The organism is Pantoea sp. 1.19 (assembly GCF_001922585.1).
Classification (GTDB): domain Bacteria; phylum Pseudomonadota; class Gammaproteobacteria; order Enterobacterales; family Enterobacteriaceae; genus 1-19.
Genome location: NZ_MRBS01000002.1, coordinates 208,645 through 222,667 on the forward strand (window position 1 = coordinate 208,645; position 14,023 = coordinate 222,667).

At 63.7% G+C, this 14,023-nt stretch carries 3 protein-coding genes; all 3 read right to left on the reverse strand.

Annotation, left to right across the window (positions count from 1 at the left end):
* Window positions 1-9: 9 nt before the first annotated feature.
* Window positions 10-1,365 carry a TolC family outer membrane protein gene (locus tag BS626_RS04970; RefSeq protein WP_075181291.1) on the reverse strand — a complete coding sequence of 452 codons (1,356 nt, stop codon included), beginning with the start codon at window positions 1,363-1,365 and terminating at the stop codon, window positions 10-12.
* Window positions 1,366-1,452: 87 nt separating this feature from the next.
* Window positions 1,453-10,860 carry an Ig-like domain-containing protein gene (locus BS626_RS04975; protein WP_083615899.1) on the reverse strand — a complete coding sequence of 3,136 codons (9,408 nt, stop codon included), beginning with the start codon at window positions 10,858-10,860 and terminating at the stop codon, window positions 1,453-1,455.
* Between the two features lie 3 nt (window positions 10,861-10,863).
* Window positions 10,864-13,911, reverse strand: coding sequence for an Ig-like domain-containing protein (locus BS626_RS18090; protein ID WP_083615900.1), 3,048 nt, complete (start codon window positions 13,909-13,911; stop codon window positions 10,864-10,866).
* Window positions 13,912-14,023: the final 112 nt, after the last annotated feature.

Below are 14,023 nucleotides of genomic sequence, written 5' to 3' on the forward strand. Positions count from 1 at the left end.
ATCCACTGATTAAAGCGAAGGCAGCGTTTGTCCGCTGCTGGCTTCGCGATCGATACCCAGCATATCCAGCAGATTGTCGACTGCCGCCGCATAGCGCACGGTGGCGTCCCAGCCGTCGTACTGCGACATCACCCGCATACTCTGCGCCTGAAACACGTCCTGCTCGACGCTAAGCAGGTCGTTCAGGCTGCGCTTATTCAGCCGGTACTCGTCGGCGTACACGCTACGGGTGTGCTCGGCACTGGCCAGCTGCGCATCGCCGGCCTGTTCGCGCTGCTGAGCGCCAATCATGTCGGCGTAGGCGGTCGAAGCCCGCTGGTTAATATCGAGTTTAGATTGCTGAATAGCCGCTTCGGCGGCCTCCCGATCCCCCTCGGCGGCGCGGGTTTTGGCATTGACCAGACCGCCCTGATACAGCGGTGCTTCCACCTGCAGCTGCAGCTGATCGTCCCAGTAGGCGCGCTGATCGTTTTCATAGCGGGTGCGGGCCGCCTGCACGCGCAGCGTCGGCCAGTGATTGGAGGCTGCCTGGCGTACCCGCTCGCGCGCCGCCAGCTGTTTCGCCTGCGCGCTGCGTACCGCCGCGCTACTCTCGTAGGCGATGCGCTCGAGGGTTATCTGCTGATTGAGCAGGCTTTTCGGTAAATCCGGCAGGTTATCGGCCACCACGCCGGTCAGCACCGTTAGCTGTGCCTGCGATGACCGCTGCTGAGCGCGGTACTGCTCCAGGGTCGCCTGCATGGCGGCCTGCCGCGTCTGCGCCTGGAGCACGTCTGACTGCGAGCTGAGCCCGGCATCGGCGCGCAGGCGAGCGATCCCTTCAACCCGCTGCAGTGAAGCAATATTTTCACGCGCGGACACCACCAGCGCCTGATAGCGTTTGACTTCCAGATAGGCGCGCAGCGTGTCCTGCGCCACCGTGGTCATGGTGTCATACAGATTGAAGCGATAGGCATCGCCCAGGAAGCGCTGCTCATCAATGGCCCCGCCGGTGCGGCCGAAATCGTACAGCAGCTGGCTGAGTGAGATGCCACCGGAAGCGCTGTTATTCAGGCTGCCAGAAGAGTCTGTTTGCTGAGAGCGACCGCCGCTGGCCTGCAGAGAAATTTGCGGATACCACGCGCTTTTAGCCGCATCGAGGTCGGCATCACCGACGCGGATTTGCGCGGCGGCTTCGCTGATTTTCGGGTTGCGGGCAAACGCACGCAGAATCGCTTCGCGCAGCGACAGCGCCGCGACCTGCTCCTCCGTAGGCGCCGCACGCCAGTTAAATTCGGCGGTTGGCGCTTCGGGCGCCGCCACGGTTGTGCCACTGATCAGCGCGCAGCTGGCGCCGAAATAAAAGGTGATGACCGCTTTTCTCATTGTGTTTCCCTGTCTACTGAAATGGCATCGGTGCGGTTTTCACCTGACTGACACCGCGGGGACGCCCCGCCCCCGCGGCCTTGTCTGTTACACGATGTGGACCTGTAACGTATGCTGAACCAATACGTCTCCTAAAGTATTATCGCTGCTCAGCGAGCTGTTGTGATAAATATCAAACACCTGGCCATCAACCGATCGCTGACCGACCGCTGCCCAGACGCCACCATCAGTATTGGCCAGCGTCACCTGGCTGCCGTCCGCGCCTTTAATCAGCAAATCCTCCTCGGGTGAGTCGGTCAGCGTCAGCGCCTGCTGCAGATCCAGTTTGACGCCGTTGGTGCCTGAGGTGCCGAGATCCAGTATCTCGATGCCTTCCACCTTCAGCCCCAGCGCGGTGAGATCCAGCTGCAGATACTCGCCGTTAAGCAGCAGCGTATCCACGCCCGCCCCACCGTCAATGTGGCTCACGTCCAGCGCGTTGACGGCAATCAGATCATCACCGCTACCGCCGGCGGCGCTGTCGCCGCTGCTCTGCGTGCCGTCCGCCAGCGTGACGGTCAGCCCGCCAATGCTGAAGCGTTCTTCCCCGGCGGATGCGTCGTCGTCCACCGCCGCGGCGCCCGGTACATCACTGTCGGTAAGCCGCGTCGAGGCGGCCTCAGGGCTGGCCGACGCGGTGTTCAGCGTCTCACCATCGCTGCGGCTGGCCGACTCAGTGCCGTCCGGCGCCGCGCCGCTGGCCTGCGGCGTGAGATCGTCGGTACGGCGGGCGGTGTCACTCCCGGCGTCGCTGCCGATCGTTTCACTGGCGGCAAACAGCGACAGCGTCTCATCGCTGCTGGCCGCTGCGCTGAGCGCCAGAGGCAGCAGCGAACCAAGCAGCAGGGTCGCCGTAACCGAGTAAGGATTACCGGCCACGTCCGTAGCCGAGACGGTGGCCACCGAGCTGGAGGTCAACGCACTGAGCAGCCCGGCGCCGGTAAATTTGGTGCTGTAGCGGCCCACGCTGTCCACTGTCGCCTGCTGGGTCGTGCCGTTGATCGTGACGTTTACCTTGGTGCCCTGCGCCAGATTGAGGGTGCTGCCGCTGACGGTCAGGCCAGTGAACAGGACATTGAGCAGGCTGACCACCGGATCGACGCCAATCAGCGGCGTATTCTGCACAACGGAGGTGAAGCTGCTGTTGTTGACCGCCGTATTGCCCACCGCATCAGCCACGGTGACCGTCAGCGGATGGGCACCGTCCGGCAGGGCCTTCAGCACCGCCGACGGAATCGTCAGGCTCCAGCTGCCGTTATTGCCCACCGCCGTAGTGAGGACCGTGCCCGCCACGTTGACCGTGACCGTGCCGCCCGCCGCGTTGCTGGCGCTGCCGCTCAGGGTGCTGCCGCTGTTGGCTTCGCTCAGATTCAGGTAGCCATCGCCGCCGAAAACTGAAGCGGTGTTGACTGACACCGTCGGTACGGTATCAAGCCCGACCCGCACGCTGCTGCTGCCGCTGCCGCTGTTGCCCGCCAGGTTGGTGAGCGTGGCGCTGACCGGGTTACTGCCGTCCGCCAGCGTTGCCAGGCTGGCCGGCGGGACGCTGACGCTCCAGCTGCCGTCAGCAGCCACCCGCGTCGTCAGGCTCAGGTCGCCAACTTTTACCGTAACCGTAGATCCCTCGGCGTTGGTGGCCGTCCCGCGGATGGTCTGACTGACCAGCGCATCGGCCACGTTGAGCAGGCCGTCGCCAAACACCGAGCTGATGGTCAACGTCGGCGGCGTCTGAGCGATAACATTCAGGCTTCCGCTGTCGGTGGCGGTGTTGCCCACGCTGTCGCTGACCGACACGGTCACCGTCTGCGTTCCGTTCGCCAGCGCGGCCAGTTCCCCCTTGCCAATGCTCAGCGTCCAGCTGCCGTTGTTCGCCACCGGCGTGGTATAACTCTTACCGCCCAGCTGCACGGTAACGAGACTGCCTGCGCTGACGTTGGTGGTGGTGCCGCTGATGTTTTGCGCCGTAGCCAGATCGGCAGCGCTGAGCACGCCGTCGCCAAACACCGGCGCAACCTCAATGGTCGGCACTTTACTGGCGCCAATGATCAGACCCGCCGTCGCACTGGCGGTATTACCGACCGCATCGGTGACCGACACGCCAACCGTCAGATTACCGTCGAGCAGCGTGCCCAGCAGATCGGGCTGCACCAGCGCGCTGAACTTGCCGTCGGCATCGGTGGTGGCGGTTAGCGTGCTGTTACCGAGCGAAATCCGCACCTGCGTGCCCGCCGCCGCATTTTTCACGCTGCCGCTGATGGTCTGCGCCGTCAGCAGATCCAGTATGCTGAGGAGGCCATCGCCGAAAATCGGGTTCAGGGTGACGCTGGGCAGATTACGCAGGCCGACCAGCAGCCCCGCCCCGGCGGTGCTGGTATTACCAGCCCCGTCGGTGACGCTGACGCCCACCGTCAGATTGCCGTCGGCCAGCCCCTGCAGGACGCCAGGGTTCACCGCCAGGTTGAAGCGTCCGGTGTCATCTACCGTGGTCAGCAGGGTTTGGCCACCGAGCGTCACGGCCACCGCTGAACCGGCCGCAACGCCGCTGACGGTACCGCTAATCAGCTGGGTGCTCAGGGCGTCAACCGCGTTGAGCAGGCCATCGCCGAACAGTGGATCCAGCTCAATGCGCGGCGCCGTCAGGCTAACCGTCAGACCAAGGCGGGCGCTGGCTTCGTTGCCGGCCACGTCGGTCACGCTGGCGCTAACCGTCAGGTTACCGCTGGTCAGGGTGCCCAGAATATCCGGTGTCACCTTCGCGCTAAAGATGCCGTCGTTGCCAACGGTGGCCTCGACGGTGCTGTCACCGATAGCAATCTTGACCAGCGTGCCGACCGCGGCATTTTTCACCACGCCGCTGATGGTTTGATCAAACAGCAGATCGGCAATATTCAGGATACCGTCGCCGAAAATCGGGTTCAGGCTGATTTCCGGCAGCTGGTTAAAGATACCGACGTTAACCGTCCCGCTGGCCACGTTGCCCGCCGGATCGACAACGCCAATCACCGCGGTCAGCGGCCCGCTCAGCAGCTGCTGCAGGTCGGCGGCCGGGATCGGCAAGCTCCACTGGCCGCCCTCCTGCACCGTGGTCAGGTAGGATTTCGTTCCCAGTACCAGTGATACCGTCGAGCCGACGGCGGCACTGACCGTACCGCTGACCGTCTGATCGCGGCTCGCCTCGGCGACGTTGAGCAGGCCATCGCCGAACAGATCGAGGATCTGCGGCACCACCGGCAGGACGTTAATGATCGACACCAGCGTTTCACTGGTCGAGGTAGTGTTACCGTAGTCATCGGTCAGGGTCAGATCAATGTCCAGAGTGCCGTCGCTCAGCAGCTGCAGTACGCTGGGCGGCACCACAATCGCCCACTTGCCGTCCTGACCCACCCGCGCGGTCAGCTCCGTGCCCCCGAGGGTTACCGACACCGTGGCGCCAATGCCGTTCAGTCCGCTGGCCACGCCGCTGATGGTCTGCGCCAGCACGGTATCCAGCGCATTCAGCGTGCCATCACCAAACAGCGAGTCAACGGTCAGGTTCAGCAGGTCATTGACCACTTTATTGACCGTCAGCGTCGCCTCGGTCTGGTTACCGGCCGCGTCGCTAACCCGCAGGCCAAATACCAGCGCACCATCGGTCAGGCTGCCGAGCACCTCCGGGGTCAGCTCAAGGCTGAAGCTGCCGTTTTCGTTGACGATCGCCGTGGCAATCGGCGCGCCGTCGCCCAGATACAGCCCGATGGTCTGACCCGCCGCGCCGCTCACCGTACCGGTCAGCAGCTGCGTCAACAGGATATCCGCCGCATTGAGCAGGTTATCGCCAAGCAGCGCATTCACCTCAATCAGCGGTGCCACGGTATCTACCGTTATCGGCAGCGGCGGTGCCGTGCCAACGTTGCCGGCCGCATCGGTGAGCGTGGCGGTAATGCTCTGGGGGCCCTGGCCCAGCGCCTGTAAATCAGCCGGGCTCACGGTCGTCGACCAGCTGCCGTTACCCTGCACTATCGCCGTATAGGCTTTGCCGCCCAGACTGATACTTACCGTGCGTCCGACGTCTGCCAGCGAGGCCGTTCCGCTAATGGTCTGCCCCAGCGCTCCCGTGGCTTCAGCACCGTTGAGGACGTTGTCACCGGCAAAGGGGTTGATGGTCACCGTCGGGACGATCAGATCGACCAGCAGCGGCACGGTGATCGTGACCGTATCGCCCGACAGCGAGTCGTAGGTCACCACCACGTTATACTGTCCCTCCGGCAGCGTAACTTCCGGTAACGTCCAGTTTCCAGAGAGGGGATCCAGCGTTGCCAGTAGCGCCGGCTGGCCATTGATTGCGACAAGTAACTCTCCGATCAACGGCCCGTCGCCGATAACCCTGCCCGACAGGGTCTGCAGGGCTCCCTCGGCCGCGTTGACGATGTTATCGTCGGCGATCGGGTCAAGGGTGACCAACGGCGTGGCGGGCGGCACCAGATTCAGCGGCACCGACAGCGGGGTGCTGACCGGATTGCCGGCGGCATCGCTGACGCTGGCGGTAATCAGCCCGCTATCACCAGTGCCGAGCAGGGCCAGCTGCGTCGGCGTCAGGTTGACGCTCCAGCTGCCGTCCGCTTTCACTTCCGCCAGAATCGGCGTGGTGCTGTCGCCAAGGGTAATGGACACGCTGCGTCCGGCCTCAACGCCGGTGGTGCTACCGCTCAGCACCTGTACATTCAGGCTCTCCAGGTAGTCAAGGGTCCCGTCGCCGGCAAAGGTATCCAGCGTCAACGTCGGCGCCTGGGTATCCACCGTCACGCTGCCGCTAATGCTGCCGCTGTTGCCCGCGGCATCAGTCGCTACCACGCGGATGGACTGTACCCCCTGCCCCAGAGCGCCCAGCACCGCGCTATCCAGCGCCAGCGTCCAGTTGCCGCTGCTGTCGACGGAGGCCGCAATGGGATCGCCGCCGCCAATACTGACCAACACCGTCTGGTCAGGGCCGGTTTCTCCGGTGCTACCGCTCAGGCTGGCGCCGTTTGTTGCCTCCACAATATTGAGGAAGCCGTCGTCAAATGGCGCATTCAGCGTCGGCCGAGGCAGGGTAAAGTCGTTGGTAAAGTCGAGGCTCTGCGCGGCGGTGTTCCCCACGCCGTCGGTGACGCTGATGGTAATGCTGTGACCGCCGTCCACCAGCCCTTTCAGCGCGCCGGCGGGCAGATTGACCGTCCAGTTGCCCTGCGTATCAACCGCGGCGATGTACTGGATGCCGCCGACGTCAATCGTCAGCGTCACATTCTGGTTATCGCCGGCCACGCCGGTAGTGCCGGCCACGCCGGTAGTGCCGGTGATACTTTGCGCGGCATTCGCCTCGGCCAGATTCAGCACGCCGTTGCCAAACGGCAGATCGATGGTCGGCTGCGGCTGCGTCAGCTGGGAAATAAAGGCCAGCTCGGCCTCATCGCTGTTGCCGGCGCGATCGATCGCGGTGACCGCAAGGGTGTGCTCTCCGTTAGCCAGGCCGGTCAGCAAGCCAGCCGGTAGCGATACGCTCCAGTTGCCCTGCGCATCGGTCACCGCTTCGATTGGCTCACCGCCGTCAATGGAGACGCGCACCGCCTGACCCGCGCCCAGCGCGCCGGTTTTGCCGCTCAGCAGCTGCCCCGCCCCCGCTTCCGCGATGTTCAGCAGGCCATCGCCAAACGGCAGGTTGATGCTCACCTCGGGCAAATCGTTGATCAGCACGGTCAGACTGCTGGATACCGCGTCGCGGTTACCCACCGCATCGCTGGCCGTCACCACAACAGGCCATACGCCGTCCGGCAGAGTCGTAAGCAGCGCCGGAGGGATGTCCAGGCTCCAGGCACCGGTATCGCCGTCGACGTTGGCGTCATACGCGGTGCCATTGATGTTGACCACTACGCGCTGCCCCGCGCCGGTAATGCCGGTGCTGCCGGTCAGCGTGCCGCCCGCCAGTGACTCTGCCACATTCAGAAAACCGTCGGTAAACGGCGTATCAATGGTCACCGTGGGCAGCGTATTGATGATCGCCGTGAACGGCAGCGTCTCGCTGTCGCTGTTGCCGGCGCGATCGCTCACCGTCACGCTCAGGGTCTGACTGCCGTCGGTTAGCGCCTGCAGCTGGTCAGCGGTCAGGGTGGCACGCCAGATGCCCTGATCATTGATGGTCGCCGCCACGGCGATGCCATTAAGCGTGACGCTAATGGTCTGCCCGGCGCCGGTAATGCCGCTGGTGCCGGTGACCTGTTGCGCAATCCCGGCTTCCAGCTGATTCAGAGCCCCGTCGCCAAACGGCTGATTGATCGTCACGTTTGGCAAGACCCCGGCCAAGACTTCAACGCTGGCGCTCGCGCTGGCCGGATTGCCTGCCGCGTCGCTGGCGCTGACCTGCAGTTGCAGGGGACCATTGCCGAGGTCGGCTAACGCCCCGGCGGGCAGGATCACCTGCCAGCCGCCGCCCGCCAGCACCTCACCGTTAAAGGTTTTATCACCCAGCGTGACGGCGATCGCGGTTCCCACCTCCAGATTGGTCGCCAGACCGCTCAGCCGCTGTTCAGCCAGCAGTTCAGCGGCATTCAGCAGGCCATCGCCAAACGGCAGTTCGAGAGTCAGCGTCGGCAGTGCGTTAATCGCCACCTGGAAATCAATCGACTGGCTGGTGCCGTTGCCGTTGCCGTCGGTAACCGAGACCCCCAGGCTCACACTGCCGTCACTGAGCACCTGCAGATCGCCGGCCGGAATCGTCAGACTCCAGAAACCCTGCGCGTTCGCCATTGCCTGGTAACTCTGATTATTAAGCGTGACGGTGACGGTCAGATTGCCATCGGTTGTACCGCTGATCAGCAGCCCTGCCAGTGCCTCCGCCAGATTCAGAATACCGTCGCCGCCTAAACCGACGGTGACGTCCAGCAGCGGACCCTGCGTATCCACCACAAAGTCTTTACTGGCGCTGGAGGGATTGCCGGCAGCATCGCTGGCGCTGACGCTGACGGTGTTGCTGCCCTGATCCAGCGCCTGAACATCGGCGGAAGGGAGTGCGACCTGCCAGTCGCCGTCCTGATCAATCTGCGTCGCGTAGGTTTTACCATTGAGGCTGACCGTCACCGTATCACCCGGCTGCAGATTTTTACTGCTGCCCCGGATCGCAATCCCGCTGTCGGCCTCCTGCGCATTAACCACATCATCCCCGGTGATTGGCGCAATGGTCAGCAGCGGCTGCGTCTCGGGCCCGGCGACGACGGTTATCTGCTGCGTATCCGTGGCCGGGTTGCCGGCGGCATTGCTGACCGAGGCGCTGACCGTCTGCGCCCCATCCGCCAGCGCGCCGACATCGCCGGCGCCCACGGTAAGCTGCCAGGAGCCCTGGTCACCCACCTCCGCCACATACGTTTTGCCGTTCAGCACTACCGTAACCTGGCGTCCGGCTTCGACGCCGGTCGTGGTACCGGAGATAATCAGCGGCTGTCCCGCTTCCGCCCGGTTGATCACGTTATCTTCCGCGAGGGGATCAATCGTCAGGGTGGCCTGGCTACCCGGGCCGGCGGCGACGTTCAGCGTGGTGCTGTCAGTGCCGGTGTTGCCGGCGCGATCGGTCAGGCTGACGCTCAGCGGGTAGCTGCCATCCATCAGCCCCTGCACCACCTCTGGCGGCAGATCAATCTGCCAGCTGCCGTCATTTTGTACCTGCCCCTGGTAGGTCTGGTCGCCAAAGGTCAGCACGACTGTCCCACCCACCTCGCTCAGCGAGGCGGTCCCGCTGACGCTCAGCGGCTGCAAACTTTCCGCCGTGTTCAGAATATCGTCACCGGCAATGGGAGCCAGCATCACGGTGGGGGCGGTCACATCGACCGTGACGGCGCGGGTTAACGAACCGGTATTCCCCACCCCATCGCTGACGCTGACGCGGATCGCTACGCTGCCTTCCGGCAGCGCCTGCAGCACTTCCGGCGGCACGCTAAGGCGCCAGTTACCCTGACCGTCGACCTGCGCCTGATACGTATTCTCCCCGAGCGTGATGCTGACCGATTGGCCTTCACCGACGACACCCGTCGTGCCGGAGAGGATCTGCGCCACGCCGCTTTCGGCCAGGCTGAGGAAGCCATCGTCAAACGGCAGGTCGAGCGTAGGCTGCAGCACCAGGGTGGTCAGCGTAAAGCCGGCGCTTCCTTTTGCGGCATTTCCCGCCAGATCGCTGACGCTGACCGACAGCTGATAGGTGCCGTCGACCAGACCGGCCAACACTCCGGCCGGCAGCTGTACGGACCAGTCGCCGTTTTCATTCACCGGTCCTGTGTACAACTCGCCGTTAAATTCGATGACCACCCCCTCCGTACCAGCCTGCGCCCCGTTGGTGCTGCCCGTGATCAACAGCGGCAGCTGCGACTCTTCGCCATTCACCACGCCATCGCCGCTGACCGGATCGATAATCAGCGTGGGGGCAATAGTATCCACCAGTACCGGCGCGTTCAGCGTATCGCTGTTACCCGCCGCGTCCCGCACCTGCACCACGATGGTGGCTTCGCCATCGGGTAGGCTACTCAACACGCCAGCAGGCAGAAGCACCTGCCAGAAACCATCGCCGTTGACCGTGCCGGTAAAGGTCTGACCGTTGAGGATAACGGTGACGCTCTGGCCGTCGCCCGTCACGCCGGTACTGCCGCTAAGGACCTGCTCAATGTCGCGCTCGGCAAGATTGAGAAGGCCATTAAAAAACGGCGTATCCAGCTGCGCAGCGGGCAGCGTATTGATCACCACGATCAGCGTGGTGCTGGCGCTGACCGGCCCGCTGTTGCCCTGTACGGTAGCGGTAATGGTCTGACTGCCATCGTTCAGCCCCAGCAGTGACGCGGACGGTACCTGCGTGCTCCAGCGTCCATCTGCCTGCACCTCAGCGCTCAGGGTTTGACCGTTAAATACGACGGTGACAATCTCCCCGGCCGCAACGTTGGCCGTGCTCCCGCTGAGGATCAGATCGGCTGCCGCTTCAGACGCATTCAGGTAGCCATCACCGCTGGTAATATCGATGGCCACCGCGCGGGGTGTGTTATCCACCGCAAAGGTTTTGTCTGCCGTTGCGACATTGCCCGCCAGGTCGCTGACGCTAACGTTAAAAGTGGCCTCGCCGTTTTGCAGCGCCTGCAGGGCCGCGGCCGGTACCGTCACGCGCCAGCTGCCGCTGTCCTGCACTACGCCGGTGTAACTTTGCTCGCCCAGCGTGACCGTCACCAGCTGCCCCGCGGAGACGTTCAGCGTCATACCGGTGAGCGGCTGATCGCTTTGTTGTTCGGCGCCATCCAGCACATTACCGCTGGTAAAGTCATCAACGCGCAGCTGCGGCAGGTTTGCCGCATCACCGATAATCGTCAAAGGCGTATCGGCTTTATTCATATTTCCCACCGCATTAGTGCCGGTGACCCGAACAGTATATTCATCATCCGGTAATGACCGCAGTACCTCCGGCGGTATCGTCACGCTTCAGCTCCCGTTTTCGCCGACGACAGTGGTAAAAACGGTGTTATCTAAGGACACGCTGATGGTTAAATTCGGTTCGCCCTTGCCGGTAATGACCAGAGGCTGTTGTTTTTCGTCGGCGTTAATAAACCCGTCGGAGACCGGATCGATAGACAGTGCAGGAGTTGACGTATTGACAGACAGCGGCGCTGAAATGGTGGCCTGGTTACCCGCCGCATTGATCACGCTTACGCTCACCGCCACCGGCCCCTCACCCAGAACATCCAGCGCAGGCAGAGGCACGCTGACCAACCACTCGCCCTGTTCATTGACCACGGTGGTGTAGGTTTTATCGCCCAGCATCAGGCTGACCCGATCGCCTGCACTGCCGGAACCTTTCACTTCCAGCGGCACAAATTTTTCCTGGAAGTTGATAACGCCGTCGCCGGCAATCGGCTGGACGGCAAAGACCGGCGGCGCGGTATCCACCACCAGCGGCGCATCCTGCTGCGTTATGTTGCCGGCAGCATCCCGGGCCACCACGCTCAGGGTGTAGCTGCCGTCCGCCAGCGCGTTCAGATCCGCCGCCGGTACGTCCAGCGTCCACTGACCGCCCTCCGCGACGGTGGCGGTGTAGGTTTTACCGTTCAGCGTGACGCTCACCTGGCTAGCGGTCTCGCCGGTGCCGCTCACCGTAAGCGGACGGCCCTGCTCGTTGGCGTTCAATATACCGTCGCCGGCAACCGCATTCAGCGTCAGGAGCGGGGCCTGCGTATCCACCGTCACCGACAGGGTCTGGCTGGCGCGGTTACCCGCCGCATCCTGCACCGCGACGGTGACCGGATAGGTTCCATCGCTGAGCGCCACCAGATCGCCGGCGGGGAGGGTCAGCGACCACTGGCCGTTATCGCCAACGGTGGCGGTATAAGTCTGATCGCCCAGCGTGACGGTTACCCGATCGCCCGCGCTGCCGCTGCCGCTAACCGCGAGCGGCGCGCCCTGCTCGGCGGCATTGATAATGCCGTCGCCGGCAATGGGATTGACAGTGAAATCGCTAGCGGTGGTGTCAACCCGCAGATTAACGTTTTGCTCGGTAGTGTTGCCGGCAGCATCCCGGGCCACCACGCTCAGAGAGTAGCTGCCGTCTGCCAGCGCGCTCAGATCCGCCGCCGGTACGTCCAGCGTCCACTGACCGCCCTCCGCGACGGTGGCGGTGTAGGTTTTACCGTTCAGCGTGACGCTCACCTGGCTAGCGGCCTCGCCGGTGCCGCTCACCGTAAGCGGACTGCCCTGCTCGTTGGCGTTCAATATACCGTCGCCGGCAACCGCATTCAGCGTCAGGAGCGGGGCCTGCGTATCCACCGTCACCGACAGGGTCTGGCTGGCGCGGTTACCCGCCGCATCCTGCACCGTGACGGTGACCGGATAGGTTCCATCGCTGAGCGCCGCCAGATCGCCGGCGGGGAGGGTCAGCGACCACTGGCCGTTATCGCCAACGGTGGCGGTATAAGTCTGATCGCCCAGCGTGACGGTTACCCGATCGCCCGCGCTGCCACTGCCGCTAACCGCGAGCGGCGCGCCCTGCTCGGCGGCGTTGATAATGCCGTCGCCGGCAATCGGCTGGACGGCAAAGACCGGCGGCGCGGTATCCACCACCAGCGGCGCATCCTGCTGCGTTATGTTGCCGGCAGCATCCCGGGCCACCACGCTCAGGGTGTAGCTGCCGTCCGCCAGCGCGCTCAGATCCGCCGCCGGTACGTCCAGCGTCCACTGGCCGCCCTCCGCGACGGTGGCGGTGTAGGTTTTGCCGTTCAGCGTGACGCTCACCTGGCTACCGGCCTCGCCGGTGCCGCTCACCGTGAGCGGACTGCCCTGTTCGGCTTCGCTCAGCACGCCATCAGCGGCAATCGGATTGACGCTCAGGCTTGGGGCCTGCGAATCCACAGTGACCACGGCGGGCGGCGTAAGGGTACTGCTGTTGCCCGCCGGATCGGTGACGGTGACGCCGATAGGCGTCGTGCCATCAGGCAGATTTTGCAGATCGCCCGCGGGCAGCGTGACGGACCAGTTGCCGTCATTATCAACGCTGCCGGTATACGACTGCTCGCCGACGGTGACTACCACCGTTTGCCCGGAACCTTTTACTCCGGTCGTTCCAGTCAGCGACTGGTCCTGCTGGCTTTCCCCGCTGTTGAGGATGCCGTCGCCGAACGGCGTATTCAGCGTCGCCTCAGGCAGCGTATTGATTATCACGATCAGCTGCCCGCTGGCGGTAACGGTCTGCCCGTTGCTGTCGGTCACGCGGGCCGTCAGCGTCTGGGTGCCATCGGCCAGACCGGTCAGCACCGCGGGCGGCAGGGTAGTTTGCCAGCGGCCATCGGCGCCGATCACCGCGGTAAAAGTCTGGCCGTTAAAGGTCAGGGTCACCGTACTGCCCGCGGCCACCCCCTGGGTCATACCGCTAACCACCACTCCTGAGCGCGCTTCCTGCGCGTTGAGGTATCCATCGCCGCTGAGCGGATTGAGGGTAATGCTGCCGGCGCCCGGATTGGCTGGATTACCGCCGTTATTATTGTCGTTGTTATCGCCGCCGCCGCCGCTGCTGGCCGCCACGGCAATACCGCCCAGGCCAAGCAGGCCAAGACCCGCTGCCGTCAGCGTGCTGCCGGAAATGTTGTTGTCGGCCAGTAGCAGAGGCTCGATGCCGCTCAGGGATTCATAGGTAGGCGTAAGGGGCGTGACCAGCGCCAGATCGCTGCCGTCGGCCACTGCCGGGAAAATCGCCTGTTCCGGTGGATGCTGCCCGTCATCGAACACCAGCTCACTGTGGTTCCCCTCCGGGTCATCAAAGAAGAACTGCTGATAGCGCACCACGCTGCCGTCGCGCATATGCAGGATCAAGTCATTACCCTGACGTTCAAACTCCACCACCATCGCGCGCGTGCCATTAATTTTAACGACGCTGGGTTCGGTTAACAGCACCGAACGCGATCCCCCCTCCTGGAATTGCGAGGTCAGCGTGCCGTTATTGCGAGAAATGATGTCGACGCGCCCTTGATTAAGCTGTGCCATGTAAGCCCCTTACACCCGTAGCCAGAGAGAAACACACGGCAGAAAGCTACAGATAATCTGCAGAATTCCAACAATGTGAAATGTGTGGATTCCGCGCGACGCGGAATGTTTT